General features: G+C 64.8%; 26 protein-coding genes and 1 tRNA gene. 11 read left to right on the forward strand and 16 right to left on the reverse strand.

All coding sequences use genetic code 11. The annotated features are described in order from the left end of the window. Nucleotides 1-86: 86 nt before the first annotated feature. The 6 genes from Q8Q53_RS05705 to Q8Q53_RS05730 all read right to left on the reverse strand — a co-directional run bounded on the left by Q8Q53_RS05705 (nucleotide 87) and on the right by Q8Q53_RS05730 (nucleotide 6,632). A complete protein-coding gene (locus Q8Q53_RS05705; protein WP_305700796.1) occupies nucleotides 87-995 on the reverse strand; it encodes a DMT family transporter in 909 nt (302 codons plus the stop codon). Nucleotides 996-1,188: 193 nt separating this feature from the next. After that, nucleotides 1,189-2,061: a 3-hydroxyisobutyrate dehydrogenase gene (gene mmsB, locus Q8Q53_RS05710; RefSeq protein ID WP_305700797.1), complete on the reverse strand. Its 873-nt coding sequence runs from the start codon at nucleotides 2,059-2,061 to the stop codon at nucleotides 1,189-1,191. 92 nt (nucleotides 2,062-2,153) lie between these two features. Beyond that, nucleotides 2,154-2,936: an enoyl-CoA hydratase-related protein gene (locus Q8Q53_RS05715; protein ID WP_305700798.1), complete on the reverse strand. Its 783-nt coding sequence runs from the start codon at nucleotides 2,934-2,936 to the stop codon at nucleotides 2,154-2,156. After that, the gene (locus Q8Q53_RS05720; protein ID WP_305700799.1) at nucleotides 2,933-3,976 is read right to left on the reverse strand and encodes an enoyl-CoA hydratase/isomerase family protein; all 1,044 of its coding nucleotides are present in this window, start codon (nucleotides 3,974-3,976) and stop codon (nucleotides 2,933-2,935) included. Before Q8Q53_RS05720 ends, Q8Q53_RS05715 begins: the two co-directional genes overlap by 4 nt. Beyond that, nucleotides 3,973-5,118, reverse strand: a complete 1,146-nt coding sequence (locus Q8Q53_RS05725; RefSeq protein ID WP_305700800.1) for an acyl-CoA dehydrogenase family protein — start codon at nucleotides 5,116-5,118, stop codon at nucleotides 3,973-3,975. Before Q8Q53_RS05725 ends, Q8Q53_RS05720 begins: the two co-directional genes overlap by 4 nt. A 14-nt stretch (nucleotides 5,119-5,132) precedes the next feature. Beyond that, complete coding sequence (locus Q8Q53_RS05730; protein ID WP_305700801.1) at nucleotides 5,133-6,632, reverse strand: CoA-acylating methylmalonate-semialdehyde dehydrogenase; 1,500 nt, start codon at nucleotides 6,630-6,632, stop codon at nucleotides 5,133-5,135. 92 nt (nucleotides 6,633-6,724) lie between these two features. On the opposite strand from Q8Q53_RS05730, the gene Q8Q53_RS05735 reads away from it, so the two are divergent. Further along, nucleotides 6,725-7,624, forward strand: a complete 900-nt coding sequence (locus tag Q8Q53_RS05735; protein ID WP_305700802.1) for a LysR family transcriptional regulator — start codon at nucleotides 6,725-6,727, stop codon at nucleotides 7,622-7,624. A gap of 17 nt (nucleotides 7,625-7,641) precedes the next feature. Here the strand turns inward: Q8Q53_RS05735 and Q8Q53_RS05740 are convergent, their stop codons facing one another. The 4 genes from Q8Q53_RS05740 to Q8Q53_RS05755 form a co-directional block, all read right to left on the reverse strand. Continuing rightward, the gene (locus Q8Q53_RS05740) at nucleotides 7,642-7,944 is read right to left on the reverse strand and encodes a putative quinol monooxygenase (RefSeq protein WP_305700803.1); all 303 of its coding nucleotides are present in this window, start codon (nucleotides 7,942-7,944) and stop codon (nucleotides 7,642-7,644) included. 32 nt (nucleotides 7,945-7,976) lie between these two features. After that, nucleotides 7,977-8,543, reverse strand: coding sequence for a thermonuclease family protein (locus Q8Q53_RS05745; RefSeq protein ID WP_305700804.1), 567 nt, complete (start codon nucleotides 8,541-8,543; stop codon nucleotides 7,977-7,979). Between the two features lie 11 nt (nucleotides 8,544-8,554). Next, nucleotides 8,555-8,950: a thermonuclease family protein gene (locus tag Q8Q53_RS05750; protein ID WP_305700805.1), complete on the reverse strand. Its 396-nt coding sequence runs from the start codon at nucleotides 8,948-8,950 to the stop codon at nucleotides 8,555-8,557. Nucleotides 8,951-9,044: 94 nt separating this feature from the next. Continuing rightward, nucleotides 9,045-10,277 carry a NupC/NupG family nucleoside CNT transporter gene (locus tag Q8Q53_RS05755; protein ID WP_305700806.1) on the reverse strand — a complete coding sequence of 411 codons (1,233 nt, stop codon included), beginning with the start codon at nucleotides 10,275-10,277 and terminating at the stop codon, nucleotides 9,045-9,047. Between the two features lie 109 nt (nucleotides 10,278-10,386). Between Q8Q53_RS05755 and Q8Q53_RS05760 the strand changes: the two genes are divergently transcribed. The 6 genes from Q8Q53_RS05760 to Q8Q53_RS05785 all read left to right on the forward strand — a co-directional run bounded on the left by Q8Q53_RS05760 (nucleotide 10,387) and on the right by Q8Q53_RS05785 (nucleotide 14,746). Then, nucleotides 10,387-11,013 (forward strand): queuosine precursor transporter, encoded by a 627-nt coding sequence (locus tag Q8Q53_RS05760; protein WP_305700807.1) that lies wholly within the window; start codon nucleotides 10,387-10,389, stop codon nucleotides 11,011-11,013. A gap of 49 nt (nucleotides 11,014-11,062) precedes the next feature. Beyond that, nucleotides 11,063-11,971, forward strand: coding sequence for an acetylglutamate kinase (gene argB / locus Q8Q53_RS05765; RefSeq protein WP_305700808.1), 909 nt, complete (start codon nucleotides 11,063-11,065; stop codon nucleotides 11,969-11,971). Nucleotides 11,972-12,192: 221 nt separating this feature from the next. Further along, nucleotides 12,193-12,549: a YggT family protein gene (locus tag Q8Q53_RS05770; RefSeq protein WP_371136519.1), complete on the forward strand. Its 357-nt coding sequence runs from the start codon at nucleotides 12,193-12,195 to the stop codon at nucleotides 12,547-12,549. Continuing rightward, nucleotides 12,546-13,442, forward strand: a complete 897-nt coding sequence (folD, locus tag Q8Q53_RS05775; protein WP_305700809.1) for a bifunctional methylenetetrahydrofolate dehydrogenase/methenyltetrahydrofolate cyclohydrolase FolD — start codon at nucleotides 12,546-12,548, stop codon at nucleotides 13,440-13,442. Before Q8Q53_RS05770 ends, folD begins: the two co-directional genes overlap by 4 nt. 10 nt (nucleotides 13,443-13,452) lie before the next feature. Next, nucleotides 13,453-14,121: a hypothetical protein gene (locus Q8Q53_RS05780; RefSeq protein ID WP_305700810.1), complete on the forward strand. Its 669-nt coding sequence runs from the start codon at nucleotides 13,453-13,455 to the stop codon at nucleotides 14,119-14,121. A gap of 4 nt (nucleotides 14,122-14,125) precedes the next feature. Further along, on the forward strand, nucleotides 14,126-14,746 hold the full coding sequence (locus Q8Q53_RS05785) for a MarC family protein (protein ID WP_305700811.1): 621 nt from the start codon (nucleotides 14,126-14,128) through the stop codon (nucleotides 14,744-14,746). 33 nt (nucleotides 14,747-14,779) lie between these two features. Here the strand turns inward: Q8Q53_RS05785 and Q8Q53_RS05790 are convergent, their stop codons facing one another. Then, complete coding sequence (locus Q8Q53_RS05790; RefSeq protein WP_305700812.1) at nucleotides 14,780-15,385, reverse strand: LON peptidase substrate-binding domain-containing protein; 606 nt, start codon at nucleotides 15,383-15,385, stop codon at nucleotides 14,780-14,782. A 13-nt stretch (nucleotides 15,386-15,398) separates the two neighbouring features. Next, a complete protein-coding gene (locus tag Q8Q53_RS05795) occupies nucleotides 15,399-16,301 on the reverse strand; it encodes a tetratricopeptide repeat protein (protein ID WP_305700876.1) in 903 nt (300 codons plus the stop codon). A 192-nt stretch (nucleotides 16,302-16,493) separates the two neighbouring features. On the opposite strand from Q8Q53_RS05795, the gene Q8Q53_RS05800 reads away from it, so the two are divergent. Together Q8Q53_RS05800 and Q8Q53_RS05805 are read left to right on the forward strand one after the other, a co-directional pair. Further along, nucleotides 16,494-16,568 (forward strand) — tRNA-Gly (locus tag Q8Q53_RS05800). A 599-nt stretch (nucleotides 16,569-17,167) separates the two neighbouring features. After that, nucleotides 17,168-17,512: a hypothetical protein gene (locus Q8Q53_RS05805; protein ID WP_305700813.1), complete on the forward strand. Its 345-nt coding sequence runs from the start codon at nucleotides 17,168-17,170 to the stop codon at nucleotides 17,510-17,512. Between the two features lie 296 nt (nucleotides 17,513-17,808). On the opposite strand, the gene Q8Q53_RS05810 is transcribed toward Q8Q53_RS05805, so the two are convergent. The 4 genes from Q8Q53_RS05810 to Q8Q53_RS05825 are packed head-to-tail and all read right to left on the reverse strand — an operon-like array spanning nucleotide 17,809 to nucleotide 21,783. Then, on the reverse strand, nucleotides 17,809-18,405 hold the full coding sequence (locus Q8Q53_RS05810) for a pyridoxamine 5'-phosphate oxidase family protein (RefSeq protein WP_305700814.1): 597 nt from the start codon (nucleotides 18,403-18,405) through the stop codon (nucleotides 17,809-17,811). After that, nucleotides 18,402-19,034, reverse strand: coding sequence for a DJ-1/PfpI family protein (locus Q8Q53_RS05815; protein ID WP_305700815.1), 633 nt, complete (start codon nucleotides 19,032-19,034; stop codon nucleotides 18,402-18,404). Before Q8Q53_RS05815 ends, Q8Q53_RS05810 begins: the two co-directional genes overlap by 4 nt. An 18-nt stretch (nucleotides 19,035-19,052) precedes the next feature. Then, entirely contained in the window at nucleotides 19,053-21,113 is a 2,061-nt protein-coding gene (locus Q8Q53_RS05820) for a pyridoxamine 5'-phosphate oxidase family protein (protein WP_305700816.1), read from the reverse strand. Between the two features lie 58 nt (nucleotides 21,114-21,171). After that, nucleotides 21,172-21,783, reverse strand: coding sequence for a glutathione S-transferase family protein (locus Q8Q53_RS05825; protein ID WP_305700817.1), 612 nt, complete (start codon nucleotides 21,781-21,783; stop codon nucleotides 21,172-21,174). 184 nt (nucleotides 21,784-21,967) lie between these two features. Between Q8Q53_RS05825 and Q8Q53_RS05830 the strand changes: the two genes are divergently transcribed. Both Q8Q53_RS05830 and Q8Q53_RS05835 read left to right on the forward strand, forming a co-directional pair. Next, nucleotides 21,968-22,864 (forward strand): LysR family transcriptional regulator, encoded by an 897-nt coding sequence (locus Q8Q53_RS05830; RefSeq protein WP_305700818.1) that lies wholly within the window; start codon nucleotides 21,968-21,970, stop codon nucleotides 22,862-22,864. Nucleotides 22,865-23,044: 180 nt separating this feature from the next. Continuing rightward, nucleotides 23,045-23,401 carry a hypothetical protein gene (locus Q8Q53_RS05835; RefSeq protein ID WP_305700819.1) on the forward strand — a complete coding sequence of 119 codons (357 nt, stop codon included), beginning with the start codon at nucleotides 23,045-23,047 and terminating at the stop codon, nucleotides 23,399-23,401. Nucleotides 23,402-23,444: the final 43 nt, after the last annotated feature.

Raw genomic sequence — 23,444 nt, forward strand, 5'->3', positions numbered from 1 at the left:
CATTCGCATGTGCAGCAAGGTCGGTTCTTCGGCGCTGCCGATGCGCGGGAATCGGCGGCGCGTCAAGGGCCGGTGGGGATATTAGACTAAAGTGCGGTCTGCTCGATATGATCTTTGCGCGGGGCGGCAATCCAGCAGCCGATCACGATCAGCACCACACCGATGATCGTCGGCAAGGTCACCGGTTCGGCGAACATGAACCAGCCGATGATCGCGGCCCAGATGAACGCGGTATATTCGATCGGCAGCAGCACCTGCGTTTCGGCGCGGCCATAGCCCCATGAAATGATCATCAGCGAAATCATCGCCAGCACCGCGCCCGCGCCAATGTCGAGCAGCGCGCGGGTGCCCGGCACGGCGGCCAGCCACGGCGCGGCCAGCCCCAGGAACAGCGCGACGAACACGGTCTGGAACAGCGCCACTTCGGCTGGCCCCGCCAGCAGGGCCTGCTTGCGCTGAAGGATCAGGTTGAAGGCATAGAGCACGGCGGAAATCAGGATCGCACCGATCCCCCAGGCCGCATCTGCGCTCATCGCCTGTTCGCCCAGCCGGGCGGCGGCGATCACCAGCACGCCCGCCAACCCCAGCAGCGACGCCAGAATCGCGCGCTTGCCGATGGTTTCGCCCAGCAGCACGGCCGCCAGATAGAGCGCGATCAGCGGCGCGATGAACGACAGCGCGATCCCTTCGGCCATCGGCACGCGCACCAGCCCCCAGAAGAACGTGGTCGCCATCGCCCCGCTGATCGCACCGCGCAGCGCGTGAAGTTTCATTGCCGCGGAATCCGGCCAGACCCCGCCGCGCAGCTTCCACAACGGGAACATCAGCGCGGTGCCGATCAACGAGCGGAACAGCATGGCGTTATACGCCCCCGCTGCGATCGAGGCGTTCTTCATCAGTCCGTCCATCACGCTGAACAGCGCAATGCCGACCGTCACCGCGATGAACGGCGCGGCGTGGTGTTCGTGGTGACGGGCGGGGCGGGGGGCAGACACCGGTCACCCTTAGGCCAGCCGCCCCGCCATGGGAATCCCATTCCGTCCGCCCCTATCCCCCCCAACCCGCTCGTCCTGAGCTTGTCGAAGGACTGCCCTTCACTTCGGGCGGCCGAGCGCATCGCTGGAAAAGCAGAACAATGCCTCGACAAGCTCGGCACGGACGGGGTTGGAGGGTGGTTAAGGCTCTGAACTAAAGCGTCCTGATGATTGCGGAAAAGTCCTGCCCGCCGTTCCCGGCGGCGTTGAACGCGGCGTAGAGTTCTTCGGCGCGGCTGCCCATCGGCACTTGCGATCCGGCGGAGCGCGCGGCTTCCATCGCCAGCTTCAAATCCTTCAGCATCAGCGCGGCGGCGAAGCCGCCTTGGTAACCGTTGTCCGCCGGGCTGGCCGGGCCGACGCCGGGGACCGGGCAATAGCTGGTCATCGACCATGACTGGCCCGATGCCTTGCTGGAAATGTCATAAAAGGTCTGGAGGTCGAGCCCCAGCTTTTCCGCCAGCGCAAACGCCTCGCACGTGGCGATCATCGTCGCGCCCAGGATCATGTTGTTGCAGATCTTGGCCGCTTGCCCCGCGCCACTGTCACCGGCGTGGATCACCGCCTTGCCCATCGCCGACAGGATCGGCTCGGCGCGGGCAAAGGCCTCAGCCGTGCCGCCGACCATGAAGGTCAGCGTGCCGCCATTGGCCGCCGCGATCCCGCCGGAAACGGGGGCATCGACCATCGGATAGCCTGCATCCGCTGCCGCCGCGCCAACCTTGCGTGCCGTATCGACGTCGATGGTCGAGCAATCGAGCAGCAGCGCGCCTGCGGGGGCGTGGCCGATCACGTCGGCGGAATAGACGCTGTCGACGATCGCCCCGTTGGGCAGCATCGAGACGACCACATCGGCTCCCTGCACGGCATCCTGCACCGTGGTGTAAGTGGTGCAGCCGTTTTCGGCCGCGCGGGCGAGGGCGTCTGCCGACAGGTCGAAAGCGTGGACATCATGCCCCGCCTTCACCAGGTTCGCGGCCATCCCGCCGCCCATGTTGCCAAGGCCGATGAAGGCGATCTTGCTCATTTCAATTCACTCCAGACCCGTTCGCATCAAGCGAAGTCGAGATGCCATGCGCGCGTGTCTCGACTTCGCTCGACACGAACGGTGTGGTGGGTTTAGCGCCCCTGCCAGACGCCCGGACGCTTTTCGATGAACGCGGCCATGCCTTCGGCCTTGTCCTCGGTCGCGGTGAGGACCTGGAAGATGCGGCGTTCCAGCAGCACGCCCTGTTCCAGCGTGGTTTCGAACGCGGCGTTGACCATTTCCTTGTTCGCAATCGCGGCCAGCGGCGGCATCGCGGCGATTTCAGTGGCGGTTTTCAGCGCCTCGTCCAGCAGGCTGGCGAGCGGCACCACGCGCGCGACGAGGCCGCTGCGTTCCGCTTCCTCGGCGCCCATCATCCGGCCGGTCAGGCACATTTCCATCGCCTTGGCCTTGCCCACGGCGCGGGTCAGGCGCTGACTCCCGCCCATGCCGGGGGCGACGCCCAGCTTGATTTCCGGCTGGCCAAAGCGGGCGGTATCCGCCGCGATGATGAAGTCCGCCATCATGGCCAGTTCGCACCCGCCGCCCAGCGCAAAACCGTTCACGGCAGCGATCCAGGGCTTGCGCGTGGTCTTGACCAAATGACTGGTCCAGCGGCTGAAGAAGTCCTGGCTATAGAAGTCCGCAGCGGGCTTGTCGGCCATTTCCTTGATGTCGGCCCCGGCGGCAAAGGCTTTTTCGCCCGCCCCGGTCAGCACCGCGCAGCGCTGCGCCGGATCAGCCTCGAACGCGGCGAAAGCGGCGATCAGGTCTTCCAGCACCAGACTGTTCAGCGCGTTCAAGGCCTGCGGGCGGTTGAGCGTGATCAGCGTGACCGCGCCGCGATGTTCGACCAGAATGTTTTCGAAGCTCATAGGGTTTTCCACTCCTCGGCAGCGGGCAGGGCTGCGAAAATGTTGTCGATCAGGTCATCGGTCACACCTTCGGGCGTGGCCGGGTTCCATTGCGGCGCGTTGTCCTTGTCGACGATCACCGCGCGGACGCCTTCGGCAAAGTCGGGCAGGGTCAGCACGCGGCTGGCGATGCGGTATTCCATCGCCATGTTCGCGGCGAAATCGGTGCAAGTCAGGCTTTCTGCCAATTGACGCAGCGCGACCTTGCAGGTCTGGGGCGACTTGGTGTGCAGGGTGGCGAGTTCCTTCGCGGCCCATTCGCTATCATCGGCGGCCAGACTGGCCAGAATGTCCTCATACCGGTCCGACGCGAAATGCTTGGCAATGCGTGCCGAGTTATCTTCGATCCGCGCTTCGGGCGGGGTGGCGGACAGCGCGGCCAGCACCTGCCCCGGTTCATGCCCCTGCGCGATCCGGGCCTTCGCCTCGGCCAGCGCATCGTGCGGCAGGTAGTGCGTGGCAAGGCCCGCCCACTTGCATTCCGCCCCGTCAAAGCGCGCGCCGGTCAGCGCCAGGAATTGCCCGATCCGCCCCGGCAGCCGCGACAGATACCAGCCGCCGCCGACATCGGGGAACAGGCCGATCCCGGTTTCGGGCATGGCATAGCGGGTGTTCTCGGTCGCCACGTGAAACCGCGCGGGCTGCGAAATGCCCACGCCGCCGCCCATGGTGATCCCGTCCATGAAGGCCACCACGGGCTTGTCATAGGTGAAGATCAGGTGGTTGAGCTGGTATTCGTCGTGGAAGAACTTCCGCCCTGAAACGCCGCCGTCATTCAGCGCCGAATTGCGCAGGAACGCGATGTCCCCGCCGGAGCAGAAGCCGCGCCCTTCGGCATGATCGATGATCACGGCGCGCACTTCGGGATCACCCTGCCATTCCAGCAGCGCGGCGGTCATCGCGTGGACCATCGGGAGGGTCAGCGCATGGATCGCCTTGGGGCGATTGAGCGAGAGGAACCCGGCGGCCCCTTCGCGGCGAACGATCACTTCATCTGTCATGGCCGCAGCAAGTCCCGGCCCACGATCATCCGCATCACCTGATTGGTGCCCTCCAGGATCGAATGAACCCGAAGGTCACGCCAGAAGCGTTCGATCGGATAGTCCTTGAGGTAGCCATAGCCGCCGAACAGTTGCAGCGCATCGTTGACGATTCTACTGCCGTTGTCGGTCGCCAGCCGCTTGGCCATCGCCGAAAAGCGCGACTTGTCCGGCGCGTTGGCGGACACCTTGCAGGCTGCCATGTAAAGCAGCGCGCGGGCGGCTTCGAGGTCGGTCGCCATGTCGGCCAGCATGAACTGGGTGTTCTGGAAATCGGCAATCGGCTGCCCGAACTGCTGGCGGTCCTTGGTATAGGCAATCGCCTCATCCAGACAGCGCTGCGCTCCGCCGAGCGAGCAGGCCCCGATGTTGAGCCGCCCGCCGTCCAGCCCGGCCATGGCAAAGCGGAACCCGTCCCCTTCCGCGCCGACGCGGTTGGCCACCGGTACGCGGCAATCCTCGAAGATCACTTGCGCGGTGGGCGAGGCATTCCAGCCCAGTTTCTTTTCCGGCGCGCCGAACGACAGGCCCGGCGTGTCCTTGTCCACCACGACGCAGGACACGCCCTTGGACTTGTGATCGCCGGTGCGGACCATCACGACATAGACGTCGTTCACGCCGCTGCCCGAAATGAACTGCTTGGTGCCGTTGAGGACGTAATGGTCCCCGTCGAGCCGCGCAGTGGTCTTCAGTGCTGCCGCGTCGGACCCGCTGCCCGGTTCGGTCAGGCAATAGCTGGCGATTTTGTCCATCGACACAAGGTCCGGCAGGTAACGCTCTTTCAGGTCATCGCCGCCAAACGTGTCGATCATCCACGCCGCCATGTTGTGGATCGAGATATAGGCGCTGGTGGCCGGGCAGCCATAGGACATGGCCTCCATGATCAGCGCCGCTTCCAGCCGCCCAAGGCCGATCCCGCCCGATTCCTCGGACACATAGATCGCGCCGAACCCCAGTTCCCCGGCCGCTTTCCAGACGTCGACGGGGTAATGGTGATCCTCGTCCCACTGCGCAGCAAAGGGCGTGATCCGGTCAGCGGTGAACTTGCGCGCCATGTCCTGAATGGCGAGCTGGTCTTCGGTCAGGGCAAACTGGTTCATCATGGGTCTTGCCTATCTCACCCCATTGTCGGGATGACAAATGCATTTCCGCCGTCGGGCGAACCGTCGGGCCAACGGGCGGTGACGGTCTTGACCTTGGTCCAGAACTTCACCCCTTCCATGCCGTGCTGGTTGGTGTCGCCAAACGCGCTGCGCTTCCACCCGCCGAACGTGTGATAGGCGACCGGCACCGGGATCGGCACGTTGATACCGACCATCCCGACATTCACGCGCGCGGCAAATTCGCGCGCGGCGTGGCCGTTGCGGGTGAAGATCGCCACGCCGTTGCCATACTGGTGGCGGCTGGCGAGGCTGAGCGCTTCCTCAAAATCGGCGGCGCGGACGATCTGGAGGACCGGGCCGAAGATTTCGTTGTGATAGCTGTCCATGTCGGGCGTGACATGATCGAACAGCGTCGGGCCGACGAAGAAGCCGTTTTCGTGGCCCTGCAGGGTGAACCCGCGCCCGTCGATCACCAGTTCGGCGCCTTCATCAGCGCACCTGGCGATCCACGCTTCGACCTTTTCCTTGTGCGCCTGCGTCACGACCGGGCCGTAATGCGCATCGGCATCGGTCGAGATGCCGACTCTCAGTGCCTCGATCGCGGGGATCAGCTTGGCGCGCAGGCGCTCAGCCGTATCCGCGCCGACCGGCACGACCACCGGCAGCGCCATGCAGCGTTCGCCCGCCGAGCCGAAAGCGGCCCCGGCCAGATCGTTCACCACCTGATCAAGGTCCGCGTCCGGCATCACGATGCCGTGGTTCTTGGCCCCGCCCATCGCCTGCACGCGCTTGCCCGCCGCGACGCCGCGATTGTAGACATAGTGCGCGATGTCGGACGAGCCGACGAAGCTGACCGCGCCAATCAACGGGTGATCGAGGATCGCATCGACCATTTCCTTGTCGCCGTGGACGACCTGGCAGATGCCTTCGGGCAGACCGGCCTCAAGGAACAGTTCGGCCAGTCGCACCGGCACGGACGGATCACGCTCGCTCGGCTTGATGATGAAGGCGTTGCCGGTGGCGATCGCCACGCCGCTCATCCACAGGGGGATCATCGCCGGGAAGTTGAACGGGGTGATGCCCGCCCCGATGCCGATCGGCTGGCGCATCGAATAGACGTCAATGCCGGGACCGGCGCCCTGCGTGTATTCGCCCTTCAGGACGTGCGGGATGCCGCAGCAGAATTCGATCACTTCCAGCCCGCGCTGGATGTCGCCCTTGGCATCGGCAATCACTTTGCCGTGTTCGGTGGAGAGCATCAGCGCCAGCTCGTCCATGTTGGCTTCGACCAGCGCCTTGAAGTTGAACATCACGCGGGCGCGGCGCTGCGGGTTGGTCATGGCCCAGGCGGGCTGCGCGGCGGCGGCGGCCTGCACGGCGCGTTCCAGCACGGCGGCATCGCCCAGCGCGACTTGCGCCTGCACGCCGCCGTTATTGGGATCGAACACGTCGCCCTTGCGAGCGGCGGTCAGGCCGCCGGTGCCACCGGCGATGAAATGGTCGATAAAGCGCATGGGCGGTTCCTCTCGAATCCTTGATTGCGCATAGCCCTGCACCGGCACTGCCATGCAGACAAGTGGCATTTTTGCGGCTATGGCCTGCATTTATGCAGGTAACGGACTGGAGCGATTATCAGGCCTTTCTGGCGATTGCCCGCGCGGGCCAGCTGGCGCGCGCGGCGCAAGTCATGGGCGTGGACGCGACCACGATGGGCCGCCGCCTGCGCCGGCTGGAAGCGCGGCTTGGGGCCACCTTGTTCGAGCAGACCCGCGAGGGGCAGGTGCTGACCGAAACGGGCGAGGCGCTGCTCTCGCAAGTCGAAGCAATGGCGCAGGCCGCGACCGGAATCGGCGAAGGGGCGCAGGCCAGCGGCGGGCTGTCCGGCACCTTGCGGATCAGCGTGTCCGAAGGGTTCGGCACGTGGTTCCTGCCGCCGCTGCTGCCCGGTTTCGTCCGCGCCCATCCCGCGCTGACGCTCGATCTGGTCGCCAGCAGCGGGTTCCTCAGCCCGTCGAAGCGCGAGGCGGATATTGCGGTCACCCTGTCACGCCCAAAGGCCGGGCCGGTAATCGCGCGCAAGCTGTCGGACTATGCGCTGCGGCTCTATGCCAGCCCGGCCTATCTGGCGGATGCCGGGGTTCCGGCGCGCGCGGCCGATCTGGGGCAGGGGCACCGGCTGGTCGGGTATATCCCCGATCTGCTTTATGCCCCGGAACTGCGCTATCTGGATGAATTGCACCCCGGTCTGGCCGCGACGCTGCGGTCATCCAGCATCAACGCCCAGCACCGGCTGGTCGCGGCAGGTGCGGGGATGGGGGTGCTGCCGTGCTTTATCGGCGATGCCGATCCAGCGCTGGTCCCGGTCCTGCCGGACCGGCGCATCCTGCGCAGCTTCTGGATCGTCACCCACAAGGACACGCACAACCTGGCGCGCGTCCGCGCGGGCAAGGACTGGCTGGCCGAAGTGGCCCAGCACGGGCGCGAACGGCTGTTGCCGCCCGCCTGACCCGCGCCGGGAATCCCTTACATCAGCTTCTTCAGCCCTTCCGCCGAATAGAGCCACAGATCGGCACCTTCGGTTTTCACCGTGCCCATCGCCTGCTGGAACGCGGTCATGTGCGCGCTGGCGGAATGAGCGCCCAGCGCCGCTTCGCTGGCCCAGCGTTCGGAAATGTGGATCAGGTCCGGATCGTTGATGTCGCGCGCAAAGGCATAGTGGATGCAGCCGTCTTCGGCATTGGTCGCGGCGACCATTGCGGCGGCTTGCTCCAGAATCTTGTCAAATTCGCCGGTCGCCAGCTTCAGCCAGCCCTGAATGAGCAGCATATTTCTCTCCATCCGTGTTGTTGCAGCGCGAATCAGCACCAGCCGCCGCGCAGGCCGCCGAGGTAGCGGCGCACCGTGCCGCTGGCCAGCAGGTCCGCGCCGAGCGATTGCACCGTCCCGTCGCGCTGCACCCGCGTCAGCACGCGCAGTTCGCGGCCATACTTGTCGCGCGGATCGCCCAGCGGCCCGGCCATATCGAACGGGCCTTGGCTAACCAGCGCCAGCAGCGCCTCGGTCGCGGCTTCGGCCTGCGCGGCTTCGGCGGAGCAGGCGGGCGAGCGCAGTTCCGGCGCGTCGATCCCGATCAGGCGGATGCGCCGCTGGCCGATCCGCAGCGTATCGCCATCGACCACGCAGTTTTCCGCCCGGCCCGCGCCGCAGCGGGTAAACGGCGCGGTCACCCGTTCCGGCGCGCCGGACAGCACGGCGGGCGGCTCCACCAGCGCGGCGTCGAGCAGCGGCCAGAGCAGGAGCAGCCCGGCCAGCGCCAGCCACGGCTTCATCACGCGCCACACCCGCTGGCGCAGCGTCAGCCCCTGCCAGCGATGGGTTGGCAGGACGCGGCCATAGTTATGGGGCTTGCGACGGGACCACAGCATCGCCCGCCGCGCTACCGGCTGGCGCGCGGCCCGGCAAGCATCGCGCACCAATCGCCGCGCTTGCCCTGCCATGGTTCGGCCAGCCCTTCTGCGACCAGCACGCCGCCCAGACTGCGCCCGCCGCGCGTGACGGTGCGCAGCAACCGGCCATAGCGGTCCTGCGCGCGGCCCTGCACGGTGAGGTCGAACGGTCCGGCGTTGAGCAGGATCAGCAGTCGGCGCTTGGCCGCTTCGCCGTGCGCGGCCTCCGCCGGGCAGGCGGCGCGGCTGGTTTCAGGCGCGTTGATATCGGCGATCCGCACTTTCTCGCCGTTCAGCCAGAAGGTGTCGCCATCGACGACGCAAGTGGTGCGGGGACCTTGGGCACAGAGCGCGAAGGCGGCGGCGGTAAGGGTGAGGAGGGCCATCCCCACCCCACACGGCATTTGGCTGCGCCGCACTATCCGGGCAAATACGCGGGTTCCCTCCGAAGTGGAGGAACAACCCGCCGTTTTCTGCCGTTTACAGGCTCAAAAACAGGCCCGCCAGCGCTGCGCTCATCAGGTTGGACAGGCTGCCCGCGACCAGCGCCTTGATCCCCAGCTTGGCGATCACCGGGCGCTGGTTGGGGGCCAGCCCGCCGGTTACCGCCATCTGGATCGCGATCGAGCTGAAGTTGGCAAACCCGCACAGCGCGAACGTCACGATGCCCACGGTCTGTTCGGACAACTGCTTGGCCGCGCCCAGATCGATGAAGGCCACGAATTCGTTCAGCACCACTTTGGTGCCGAAAAAGCTGCCCGCAATCAGCGCTTCGTTCCAGTCAGGCGCGCCCAGCAGGCGGAAGATCGGGGCGAAGAAATAGCCAAGGATCATCTGGAACGACAGGTCCGGCTGGCCGAACCAGCCGCCGATCCCGCCGACGATGCCGTTGGCCAGCGCGACCAGCGCCACGAACGCCAGCACCATCGCGCCCACCGCAACGGCCAGTTTCACGCCGGTCTGCGCACCTTGCGCGGCAGCCATGATGATGTTGGCGGGGCGTTCCTCGTCCAGGCTCTGCACCGGCACGTCATCGGGTTCGGGCAGCTTTTCACCCAGCGGATCGGGCATCATGATCTTCGCCATCAGGATCCCGCCGGGGGCCGACATGAACGCGGCGGCGACCAGAAAGTCGATCCGGATGCCCATGCTGGCATAAGCTGCCAGGATCGTGCCCGCGACCCCGGCCATGCCCACGGTCATCAGGCAGAACAGCTGCGACGGGGTGAGCGCGGCCAGATAGGGCCGGATCACCAGCGGGCTTTCCGACTGGCCGACAAAGATGTTCGATGCCGCCGACAGGCTTTCCACCCGGCTGATCCCGGTCAGCTTTTCCAACCCGCCGCCGATCCAGCGGATCACCAGCTGCATGATGCCGACATAATACAGGATCGAAATCAGCGCGGCGAAGAAGATGATTACCGGCAGCGCAGCGATGGCAAAGCTGTTGCCGCCGATTTCCGGATCGGCGAGCGGGCCGAACAGGAACACCACCCCGGCGCGGGCATAGCCCAGCAGGCCTTCAACCCCGCGCGCGGCCCCTTGCAACGCGGCATTGCCCCACGGCACATACAGCACCAGCGCGGCAAGTCCGGCCTGCAGCGCAAACGCCGCGCCGACCACGCGCAGGCGGATCGCCTTGCGGTTGGACGACAGCAGAAACGCGACCGCAAGAATCAGCGCCATGCCCAGCAGGCTGTAAAGATGTTGCATGTGCGGCCCTTGTCCCCCGTGACGCCAAAGCGCGTGACCTAAGCCGGGCGGGGCGCACCAGTCAAATCACGATCTTTCGCAATCGCGCAATCATCGTTACACGGCTGTCATGCAAGGCAATTCAATCCCCCGCTCGCTGTTCGTTTTCGCTGTCCTGTATGGCGGCATGGTCCCGCTGGGCGGGGTGCTGGGGGCCAAGCAGGTGGGCATCGGCCCGCTGGCCGTGGAAGCGGGGATTTTCCCGTTTCTGACCCTGGTTGCGCTGTCCAGCGGGATTGCCGAACTGCATGGGCGGGATGTGGCCAACCGGCTGGTGCGGTTCGGGTTCATCCCGCTGCTGCTGGCCATCGTGCTGACGGTGCTGGTGCTGCAACTGCCGACCGACGACGGGATGTATGAACCGGCAAAGGAAGCCTTCCCGATCATTCTGGGGCAGGGCTGGCGGCTGATGGCGGCGGGGATCGTGGCGTACGGCGTCTCGGTGACGCTCAACATCTGGATTTTTGACCGGCTGCGCGGCGCGGTGGGCAAGTATGCAGGCCTGCGCGGGTTCATTGCGGCGGCGCTGTCGCAGATTGTCGATACGCTGATTTTCATCACCTTCTCGTTCTATGGCGTCCGGCCGATCATGGACCTGATGATCGGACAGGCGCTGGCCAAAGTGGTGCTGTCGGCCATCATGGTGCCGGTGATTATCGCGCTGGTGGTGCGGATCGGGCGCAAGCTGGACGCCTGATGGGCGCTTTTTACTTCAAATCCGGATCAACCGGCGTAAAGGCGCGGGTATGACTGGTTCCCACGATTCCGCCCAGATGTCCGCCATGCTGGCCAAGGCCGAAACCCTGGTCGAGGCGCTGCCTTATCTCCAGCGCTATGCCGGGCGCACGTTCGTCGTCAAATACGGCGGCCATGCGATGGGCGATCCCGATCTGGCGCATGACTTTGCCGAAGACGTCGTGCTGCTCAAGGCGGTCGGGATCAATCCGGTCGTGGTCCACGGCGGCGGGCCGCAGATTGGCAACATGCTCAAGAAGCTGGGCGTCGAATCGCGCTTCGTCGACGGCCTGCGCGTGACCGACAAGGCGACCGCCGAAGTCGCCGAAATGGTCCTGTCGGGCGGCATCAACAAGGAAATCGTCCGCTGGATCGCCGGGGCCGGGGGCAAGGCGATCGGCATTTCCGGCAAGGACGGCGGCCTCGTCACCGCGCGCAAGGTGACGCGCACCACTCGCGATCCGGGCAGCCAGATCGAACAGGTGGTGGACCTGGGGTTCGTGGGTGAACCCAGCAAGGTCGATACCAGCGTGCTCAAGACGATCTCCGACGCGGGGATGATCCCGGTGATCGCCCCGATCGCGGTGGGTGAGGACGGCGAAACCTATAACATCAACGCCGATACGATGGCCGGTGCCATCGCCGCAGCCCTTGGCGCGGCGCGGCTGTTCCTGTTGACCGACGTGACCGGCGTGCTCGACAAGCAGGGCAACCTGCTGACCGACTTGCGCCCCGCCGACATTGAGGTGCTGCAACAGGACGGCACGATCAGCGGCGGCATGATCCCCAAACTCGAAACCTGCGTCCACGCGGTCGAAGCCGGGTGCGAAGCCGCCGTCGTGCTGGATGGCCGGGTGCCGCACGCAATGCTGCTGGAAATCTTCACCTCACGCGGGGCGGGCACGCTGATCCGCAAGTAGGGGGCTGGCTCAGCCCAGTGGCAGAAGAAATAGCCCCTCCCCGCCGGGGAGGGGTTACTTACCTCACGCGGGTAGAACCCCATCGCCCCCCATCGAACCCCCATCCCAACCCTTCCCCACCGGGTAAGGGCTATCAAGGGAAGTGGGCCTGGCCACACGCAAGCAAACTCCTCTTGCCAATTTAGTAAGTAACGCTTACTAAATCTCTCCGGGAGTACCGGTTGCCGCATGCCAAGCCCTTGGGCTATCAGCGCTGCGCCAACTGGAACGAGGATAGGCTTGTGCTGCTGTATACGTTGATCGACATCGTCGGTTACCTCATCTCGATCGTGGTCACGCTGGTGATCGTGCAGTTCATCATGTCGCTGCTGCTGCAGTTCAACGTGATCAGCACGCAAAACGATTTCGTGGCGGCGATCTGGCGGTCGGTAAATGCCCTGCTCGACCCGATCCTGACCCCTGTGCGCCGGATCATGCCCAACACCGGGGCCATCGACTTTTCGCCGATGGTGCTGATCATCGGGCTGACCATCCTTCAGAAGATCCTTTACGGATTCGCCATGACGAGTTTGCAATGACAGCATCGATTATCGACGGGAAAGCCTTCGCAGCCGGGCTGCGCGGCAAAGTGGCGGACTATGCCGCAGCGTTCGAACAGGCCGCTGGCCGCAAGGCCGGTCTGGCCGTGGTGCTGGTGGGGGAAGACCCGGCCAGCCAGGTTTATGTCGCGTCCAAGGGCAAGGCCACAGTCGAATGCGGGATGAGCAGCTTTGAACACAAGCTGCCTGCCGATACCACGCAGGAGGCGCTGATTGCCATGGTTGACCGGCTGAACGCCGATCCGCTGGTCGATGGCATCCTGGTTCAGCTGCCGCTGCCGAAGCATCTCGACGAACAGGCCGTGGTCGAACGGATCAGCCCGGCCAAGGACGTCGATGGCCTGACCCCCATCAGCACGGGCCGCCTTGCGCTGGGCCTGCCGGGGCTGGTGCCGTGCACCCCGCTTGGCAGCCTGATGCTGCTGAAGGACCGGCTGGGCAATCTTTCCGGCCTTGATGCGGTCGTGATCGGCCGCTCGATCCTGGTCGGCAAGCCGATGGCACAGCTGCTGCTGGCCGAAAGCTGCACCGTCACCATCGCGCACAGCCGCACGAAAAACCTTGAGGACGTCGTCCGCCGCGCCGACATCGTCGTGGCGGCAGTGGGCCGTCCGGAAATGGTCAAGGGCAGCTGGCTGAAGCCTGGCGCGACCGTGATCGATGTGGGCATCAACCGCCTGCCGCCCGCCGAAGGCAAGGCCAAGGGACGGCTGGTCGGCGATGTCGATTATGCGCAGGCGCTGGAAGTCGCGGGTGCCGTCACCCCGGTTCCCGGCGGCGTCGGGCCGATGACGATCGCGGTGCTGCTGCGCAATGCGCTGGTTGCGGCGCATCGCAACGCAGGGGTGGCGCTGGCTGACGGGGCGCTCTAGACTGCGTCCCATGAAGCGCACTCTCACTGTTCTCTCGCTCAGTCTTGTCCTTGCCGCGTGCAGTGGCCAGCGCGGTCCATCCGGCCCGCCGCTGCGCCCGGTGGCCAATCCCGGCGCGGTGATCGCGGCGGAAATCGGCTTCAGCAAGCTGGCGCAGGAAAAGGGCCAGTGGACTGCGTTTCGCACCACTGCGGCGGCAGAGGCGGAAATGTTCGTGCCGCAGCGTGTGAAGGCGCTCGAATACCTCAGGGGCAAGCCTGACCCGGAGCATCTGGTGAAGTGGCAGCCGCATCTGGTGTGGTCCAGCTGCGACGGTTCGGTCGCGGTCACCCACGGCGCGTGGCAGCGCCCGGATTCAACCGGATACTTCACCACCGTCTGGGCGCGCGGCCAGAACGGCGATCTGAAATGGGTGCTCGATCACGGTGACCGGCTGGGCGTGGCCTTGCCCGAACCGGACATGATCGCATCCAAAGTTGCCGAATGCAGCGGCAAGGCAGGCGTGCCGATCAGCGCGCCCGATGTCGGGGTGGATATGAAGCAGGGCGTCTCGCGCGATCAGACGCTGGTCTGGTCATCAGTCGTCATGCCTGATGGCGCGCGCACGATCACCGTGCGGCTGTGGAACGGCACCGCGCATGACGTGGTGCTTCAGGAAACGGTCACAGCGGGGAGCTAAAGCAGTGTTGGAGCTGTTTTTGTCGGCCTTTATCACGCTGTTCGTGGTGATCGATCCGCCCGGCTGCGCGCCGATCTATGCCGGGCTGGTCAGCAAGGCGACCCAGAAACAGGCGACCGCCATGGCGGTCCGCGCCAGCTTTATCGCCGCGATCATTCTGCTGATCTTCGCGCTGTTTGGCGAAGCGCTGCTGGGCGCGCTGCACATTGAACTCAACAGCTTTCGCATCGCGGGCGGGATCATGCTGTTCCTGATCGCGCTCGACATGGTGTTCGAAAAGCGCACCCAGCGGCGGGAAGAGCGCGCCGAAAAGATCAAGGCAACCCCGGAGGTAGAGGACGTCTCCGTCTTCCCGATGGCCATGCCGATGATCGCCGGGCCGGGCTCGATCGCCACGATCATGCTGCTGATGTCCCGCGCGCAAGGGACGGACCAGACGCTGGTGATCCTGGGCGCGCTGGCGGCGGTGTTGCTGCTGACCCTGTTCGCACTCGTCGCTGCGCGTCCGCTGATGGCGCTGCTGGGTGACCGGGTCGAAGCGGTGATTACCCGGCTGCTGGGCGTGCTGTTGGCCGCGCTGGCCGCACAATACGTGATCGACGGGTTGAAGGCGGTGCTGGCCTGACGCGGCGGTCGTTCTGCGGCGCGGCCCGCGCGGCTACTGCAACGTAACCCGCCCGTCGTCGCTGTCACGGCGGCCAAAGAACTGCATCAGCTGCACCAGCAACTCGCACCGCTGGGCCAGGGTATCGGCTTCGAGCAGCGCCTGCTTGGCGGCCGCATCGAACGGGGCGATCTGCGATACGCCGTCGATCAGCGATACATCGTCCAGCCGGGTCACCGCGTCCCAGTCGACGACATAGCCCTGCGCATCGGCAAAGCGGCGCGCCTCGCGCTCAAAACTGGCGCGTTCGATCGCGGCCAGGGCGGGGTGCAGTTCTTCGTCCAGCAGCTCCGCCTCGATCTGCCGGAACGGGGTGATCGCATCCAGTTCCCGCAGCACCCGGAACCGCGCTTCGCCTTCCAGCACCAGATTGAAGCGGCCATCGTCCAGCGCCTCGACCTCGGCAATCTTGCCCAGGCAGCCGATCTGGAACAGCGGCGCGCCATCCTCTGCGCGCTGCGGCTGCATCATCCCGATCCGCCGGTCGCGCGCCAGTGCATCCTGCACCATCGCCCGGTAGCGCGGCTCAAAGATGTGCAGCGGCAACTGCATTCCGGGAAACAGGATCGCGCCGGTCAGCGGGAAGATCGAGATGCGCACGCGCCGTTTGCCCCTATCCGAACAGGATGATCGACAGGCGTCGGCGCATTGCCGCCACCCACGGGTCTTCCAGCCCGACCGCTTCGAAGATCTGGAGCAGCTTGGCCCGCGCTGCGCCCTCGTTCCATGCCCGGTCCGCCGCGATCATCGCCAGCAGCGTTTCCGCCGCGGCATCGCGGTTGCCGGCTGCGAACGCCGCCGCGGAATAAGCCAGCTGCGCCGCCATGTCGGCCGGATCAGCCTCCGCCGCCAGCCGCAGCGCGGCCAGTACGCTGTCTTCCGGTTTGTCCTTGGCGAGTTCCAATGCGGCCTTGGCCCGGACGATTTCCGCATCGCCCGCCAGTTCCGGGGGCAGGGCATCCAGCAGCTGCTGCGCCGATTCGACCTCGCCCACGGCCAGCATGGCACGGATCAGGCCGGCGTGGGCCGGGGCGTTTTCGGGCGCCATCTCCAGGATCTGGGCAAAGATGCTCGCCGCGCGCTCGGCATCGCCGCCCGCCAGCACATCCTCCCCCATCGCCAGCAGCGGCGCGATGTCCGGCGCGGGCGCACCGCCGCCGGGCTGGATCGGCAGCTTGGCCAGCAACTGGTCGATCATGCCCTTGAGCTGCGATTCGCCGCGCGCATTGGTCAGGTCGGCCACCGGCTGGCCCTGAAACATCGCATAGACCGTGGGGATCGAGCGCACCTGAAACTGCGCGGCGATGAACTGTTCCTCATCGACATTGCACTTGGCCAGCACCACGCCCTTGTCGGCGTAGTCGGCGGCGACCTTTTCCAGCACCGGCGTCAGCGCCTTGCACGGCCCGCACCATTCGGCCCAGAAATCGAGGATCACCAGATTGGTCATCGACGGTTCGACCACGTCCTTGCGGAACCGGTCCACGGCCTTCTGTTCGTCGATGCTCAGGCCCATGCTTGCCAAGGGAACGCTCCATGTAACGGGAAACTTCGGCAGCCAATGTGGGCCTTCGCGGCGATTTGTGAAGGGATAAACCGCGCAATCCATGCAAAGGCATTTTTCCGCTTGGCAAGCCGCGACCCCACTGCTAACTGCGCGCCTCACCCCGGCCCAACCGCTGCAAAGCAACGGGCCGCAAACGTCAGAGCGGGCGTAGCTCAGGGGTAGAGCACAACCTTGCCAAGGTTGGGGTCGAGGGTTCGAATCCCTTCGCCCGCTCCAGTTTTCTCTCGGAAAACCAACGATTTAGCACCTCGACAATGTAAGCAAATTTTGCTTACATTGTCGAAAATGAGGTGAATGTAAGCAGAAAGTAAGCGGTTCTTCGCTGTGTCCGAGCTGCGTCGAATGGCAGACCATCGACAGGGATCGAACGGTTGAGCGTATTCTGCGTCCGAGAAAATGTTGCGGGTATGCCCTTGGAGCCCATCTCGACTTGGGGGAACACAGGTTCTTGTTTCATGGCAGGGCGGCAGATGCAGCGGCAACCGGCTACAGCACAACCAGCAGCTCCTCCGGAGTAATCGTGTAGAACCGCTCCGGTGGTTGCCGGCGGTCGGGCAATTCAGCTTCCCCCGCATCGCGCCAAGGCCTGGATTGTTGGCAGGAGCCGCGCTCCCTTTCCTGTGAGCCTGTCTGCGAGGATATTTGTGGTGATCCGCTCAGGTTGCCGCAACAGGTCGGAATAGCTGGTCGCTCCCAGCGCCAGCGAACGGACGATCACCAGCGACCACTATATTGAACTGCTGTGAAACCAGGTAAGGGACGCCTATGCGCGAACGCTTGTTAGTTTCCTTATACGGTTCCCGAGAGAGGTCCCGATGCGTCAACATTTTTGGCAGCCAGTGATGGCTCAACGGGACACACGATCACAGCATCGATTCACTTTGTGGCTGGCTCCATCTGTTGGACTTGCTATTTCGATCATCACGGCCAACGCCTCGGGCAACGACAAGGCGCCCTTGCTGATCCTCGCTCTGCTCGCCGCACTCGCCATCGCGTTCTGTGCGACGGCGTTTGCGCTCGCCTTTAGTGGTGCCGAAAGGGCCACGTGGCTGAAGCCGTTGGGTTGGGGCACATTCTTGCCATTGGCTTATACAGGCGCGGTGTTGGTCCTTTCGCGCTTTGAGGTGATCGATAGTCTCGCCTGGCTTGGAGTTCGCTGAGACAGCAGAAGCCCTTCAAATCGCTTGGGGAGCCAGCCAGAGCCAGTCGAGCAGGGCAAGTGCTTTAGTTCGTCCGGCCCGCAAGCGCATTGCCGGAACGAAAGAGCGGATCCAAGCGCCTGCCAATGAACGACCGGGCGGAACAAGCGGGGGGTGGAGGCGTTCCGCCCGGTCGATGGCAGACGCGCGGAACGCGTGATTGCCAGCAGAAGGCCCCGGAGGGCGGTGGGCGCCTTGTGCTGGATGCCTTTTAATTGGACCGACATCCAAGATGAATGACCGAAATCGGGAATGGATTATTTCCCGGATCGTAATGCAGCGAGTTCTGCTTCGAGTCGGGCGATCCGGTCATCGCGCGCCGCCAGGACCTTTGTGACGTCTTCAGCGAAGACGAGTTGGGGGATGTGCTGCGGGCAATTGGAGTCCCATGCCTCAACCTCGAACAGGATGACCTGCTCAAGCGCGGCGCGATAGTTACCGGGCATCAGCCTCGCGGCGAGCGCGACATCGTTTTCGACGACCGTTGCCGCCCCCCAAATCTTGACCCTCTGCCGGCCAGCGTAGTCCATCAGGAAGATGAAGGCCTTCGGATTTTCAGAGAGATTGCCGGTGGTGATGAACTGGCGATTGCCCTTGAAGTCGGCGAAAGCCAGCGTGGTCGGGCCGATGACGTGCAAAAACCCGGGTGGCCCGCCGCGGTGCTGGATGTACGGCTGGCCATTGCTGCTGGAGGTCGCGAGATAGAAGCTTCGAACCTGTGCAATGAAGGCACCCAGCCGGGGGTCGATCTCTCGGCCCATTTCCATGGAAGCGTAAATCTGCCGGGATCCCTTGCGCTGCTGTGCTGCCCGGACTGCGCGGGTGAAGGCAATGTCGACGGGACGCTGGCTCATTCGACCACCACCTGGGGTCGCACCAGCCAGGCTGGATCGGGTTCGGGAACGCGCATCAACTGCCTGATGTGAGCGGCGTTGGCCGGGGACGTCAGGTTTGCGAGAAGGCGCAAGGCGACCTCGATAGCCGTGCCCGGCCCGGTCGAACTGATCACGCCGCCATCTTCGACGACCGGCTGATCGACAAACCGGACTCCGTGGCTCTCGAGCTCGGCCTTCCGCTTTCCGCCGAACTGGTGGTAGGTGGTTGCCCTGCGCCCGCGCATGATCCCTGCTGCGCCGAGCGAAAGCGAGGCGACGCACACCGATGCCACCGGCTTTCCGGCGCTGTCGAAGCTGCGCACCACGTCCAGGAAGGGCTCGGAAAGAGCATCGCCGTAGAAGCCCGCACCCTCAAATCCACCCGGAATGGCTAGCGCGTCGAAGGTCGACAGATCGAGATTGGAGATGATCGCCTGCGGGATGACGGAAAAACCGAAGGTCGCGCGCAGCGGTGAGCGCAGGCCGGCCGTGACCAGTTCGACCGGCTCCGAGCCATCGATTGCGGCCCAGCCGAAGACATCGGTGAAGCCCGCGGCCTCGAGTGGCTCGAAGCCGTCAGCCAGCAGGAGGAGGACTCTCTTGGTCATTGCGATCTTTCTTCAGGGTCAGAGATCGAGGATCAGGCGGTCTGCGCCGCCGGCGGTGCTCGGCATGGCGCAGCAAAGCAGCGCCTGGTTGGCATCGACCTTGGCCTGCGGGCGGGTGGCATAGCTCACCTCACCCGCGATGATGCGCGTTGCGCAGCTGCCGCAGGACCCCGAGCGGCACCCGAATTCCGGTGTCAGCCCGCGCGCTTCGGCGAGCTCAAGCAGGGTACCGCTGCCTGGCTCCCAGCGTGCCTCCTTGCCCGACCGGGTGAAGGCCACCGGAACCGGTCTGTCGGCAATGGCCGGCAAGTCGGGCGCGGTGTCGTCTCGCGTACGCTTGAGTGATGCCGGACCGAAGGCTTCGGCGTGGATGCGCTCGTCGGGTGTTCCCATGCCGCGCAGTTGGTCATAGATGCCCTGCATGAATGGCGGCGGGCCGCACATGTAAAAATCGTAGCTGTCGAAGGGCAGCGCTGAACTTAGCAGAGCCATGTCGATCCGCCCGGTCGCCTCGAAGTCTCGGCCCTCTTCTGCCCCGGTCGTATCGTCGAGCACCCGCACCACGCGGACCGCGCCGCGGGCCCGCTCGACCAGTTGCTCGATCTCCATGTCGAAGGCCCGCTCAGGCAGGGTCCGCGCGGCAACGAACAGCCAGGCGGGACGCTGGCGACGCTTGCGCTCGCCTTCGTAAACGAGATGCCGGAGCATAGCGAGGAGCGGCGTGATCCCGACGCCTGCCGCCATGAGCACCGCCGGGCGGGTCTCGGCAGGATCGATCGTGAACTGGCCGGCCGGCGAGCGGGTCTCGATCAGGTCGCCGACCTTGAGCCGGTCGTGGAGGTGACTCGAGACGACGCCATCGCGCTTGACGCTGATCCGGTAGTGACCGTCCGATGGCGCGATCGACAAAGTGTAGGTTCGAACCAGCGGCGCTTCGGCATTCTCCGGCTGTACCCGGATCGGCAGATGCTGACCGGCTTCGTGCGCGATGATCCCCTTGCCGTCCGCCGGCTCGAGATGGAACGAGCGGATGACACTGCTCTCATCGACGATCCGTGCCACCTTGAAGGGGCGCCAGGACGAAGCGAGCGCCGCCGCATCGAGCCGCTCGCGGGCCTGGCCCCAGTCGCCGGTCATCAGGCTGTTGGGAGACCAGCCGTCGTTGCGAAATTTCCAGCGCAGCGGCAGCGCGGCAGGCCGAAGCACCACTTGGCGCGGACGAAAAGTCCAGAGTCGCTCCGCTCCCTGAAATGCCGCGGCCTCGGCGGACTCGAGCTCGACTTCGGCATCACCGCTGAGATGCAGCATGTCGCCGGTCTCGAAGTCGGGGAAGACCAGTCCGGCCTTTGGGTTGAGCAGGAAGTTGCCGAGGGTATTGAAGTGCAGGTTACCGGCAAAGTCCGGTATCGTCAGCGATCCATCGGGGTTGATCCGGACGAAGCCGGGTTTGCCGCCGCGGTGAGAGGCATCGACGTGGCGGCCGTCGGCATCATCGAGATAGGACGTAACAAAAAAGGTATCTGCGCGCTTGATCATTGCCCGTGCCTGCCAATGCAGGGCCTCGGACCGGGTAACGAGCGCGGAGCCGAAGAAGCCCGGATCCCTGACGAATTCGGAGTCGCGCAACTGAATGTACTGCGGGCAGTTCCCGAAGGAGTGCTCGACCGTCACATCGAAGCGGTTGCCGGGGCGCATCGTGACGCTTCCGTTCATCCGGTTGCGTCGCCGGCTATGCAGTTCGATGCCGAGCAGTCCCACGGCTGCTCCGTTGTCGAGCAGCGGGGTAACGGGATCTGCCGGATCGAGCGGCAGGGCGAACGAGAGCGTCTTCGGATCGGGGCTCTGCATAAAGCCCGGACGGCCTGTCAGCAGCGTGACCCAGGCATCGCCGGATGGATCGACCGACCCCAGAACCACGAAAGGCAACTGCGCGAAGAAGTCGCGGTGCTGGTCGGGCATGTGATCGCGAATAACGCGGCGCCCGAATTGTTCCATCCGCTCGGCAACGCCGAGCGATTGCTGGATTCGAACCTCGCCCGGATGGAACGGCGATCCGCCAGACATCGTGCGCTCGTTCATGGCCTGGTCCCGTCAGTGGTGGCGCGGGGCGCCAGATCGACGCCCCGCGCATTTGGGTTCAGGCAGCGAGGCCGACTGGAGTCTTGCCGAATTCGACAAAGCCCGGCAGCGCTTCGACCCGTCGGAGCCAGGCGTTGACGTTGCCGTAATCGGCGAGATCGACGTTCCCTTCGTTCGCCCGCGCGATATAGCTGTAGAGCGCGACGTCAGCGACGGTCGGGTGATCACCGACGATCCATTCGCCGCCGTCGAGTTCGGCTTCGATCAGCTTGAGTACGGTGTGCGCACGGGCGATCACCTCTTCCGGGTTGAAGCCGGCGTTGAAGATCGTGATCAGGCGGGCGGCGGCCGGTCCGAAGGCAATCAGGCCGGCGGCCACCGAGAGCCAGCGCTGAACGCGAGCCGCGCCCAGCGCGTCTTCGGGCAACCAGTCGGTGCGTCCGAACTTCTTGGCGGCATAGACCATGATCGCGTTGGAATCGGCGACGATCGTGCCTTCGTCGTCGAGCAGCGGCACCTGGCCGAAGCGATCGAGCTTGAGGTATTCAGGAGACTTGTGCTCGCCCTTGGCGAGATTGACCTCGACGAGTTCAACTTCAGCGCCGATCAGCGAGAGGAAGAGCTGGGCGCGGTGCGCGTGCCCGGAAATCGGGTGGTAGTAGAGTTTCATTGGTCTGCTCCTGCGTGGATGGGGCCCGGCACTCGTCCGGCCCATAGGCAATGGAGCAGGCCGCGAGGTGAAAGAAGCTGCATCGCCTTGAAGTCATTATTCCGCAGGATGGAATAATTTGCAGGTTCCTTTGGTCTTCGAAGCGGCTATTCCTGCGACAGTTTGACAAAGATCGGAGGGCAGGATGGATCGCTTTCATGCCATGCGCGTTTTCGTCCGCATTGCCGACACGGGCGGCTTTGCGGAGGCTGCCCGGCAACTGCACCTCAGTCCGCCCGCGGTAACACGGGCAGTCGCGGCGCTCGAAGACCTTATCGGAGCGAGGTTGCTGACGCGGACGACCCGCTCGGTGAAGCTGACCGAAGCTGGCCAGCGCTATGTCGAGGACTGCCGGCGCATCCTGGCAGACATCGAAGAGTCCGAAGCATCGGCCGCCGGGTCATTTGCGAAGCCCACCGGACTTCTCACGGTAACCGCTTCAGTGCTGTTCGGGCAGATCTATGTGATGCCGCTCATCACCGAGTTCCTCGACACTTACCCCGATGTCTCGGGCCGACTGTTGTTTCTTGACCGGGTTACCAACCTGGTCGACGAAGGCATAGACGTGGCAATCCGGATCGGTCAGCTGCCCGACTCCAGTTACAGCGCCATCAAGGTCGGTTCGGTGCGCCGCGTGATCTGCGGCGCGCCCGATTATTTCGAACGTCACGCCATACCGAAGCATCCCTCGGACCTGGCACGGCACAGGATTATCGCCGCGACCAGCGCCTGGACTTCGCTGGACTGGCGATTTGGTGCTGGTGGCAAGATCACGACGCATGTCAAACCGGCGCTGTTCTGCAACTCCAACGAAGCGGCGATCAGCGCGGCCCGATCCGGCTGGGGCCTGACGCGCGTCTTGTCTTATCAGATCGGGCCGGACCTGCTCAATGGCCGGCTGCAGACGACCCTGGAAGACTTCGAGGAAGAGGCCTTGCCCATTCACATCGTGCATCCAGAGGGGCGTAATGCGTCGGCCAAAGTCAGGGCCTTTGTCGATTTTGCCGTCAGCAGGCTACGGGCCAACCGTTTCATCAACTGACGCGACGTTTCATTCTCGGCAACAATCCATTTCCCGGTTGGCCGATTATCGCATGATCCGTGGTGATCTATCTCTTGGCTGCCAGCGATGCTGGCGTGGCAGGAGCAAAGATCATGAGTCCCAATCAAATCGCTGGAAACCACGTCCAAACCCGGCCTCGGCCGAACCTGGCAGGCTGACTTGGCGGAACCTGACGAGCGGCGAACGGTGAAAACCGATCGATTCTCGCGCCGTGTTCTGGCGCAGCTGCGGCTTGCCGTTCTGGCCGATTGCGGCTGTGAAAGAACACTTGCTGCGCTTGACCTCGGCGCCCGCCAGGCAGGCCTGACTGGTGCGGAAATAGACGCAGCGTTGGCTGGGCGGAGTTTCGAAGCCCGGACTGCCGCCGCGCTCGTTTTTGCCTGCGCGATCAAGAGCGGCGACCAGGCGCAGATCGCGCTTGCACGAGAACACGCCGCTCGCGTCGGCACTTCGGATGCCGATCTCGCCACTGTCGAGGCTGAGGTCACGGCGATCCTGGCAAGCAGGGCCGCGTGATGTCTGCGCCTGACAAGTCCAGATCGGGCCGGTGGCGATTGTT

It is taken from the genome of Novosphingobium sp. (assembly GCF_030699305.1).
GTDB lineage: Bacteria > Pseudomonadota > Alphaproteobacteria > Sphingomonadales > Sphingomonadaceae > Novosphingobium.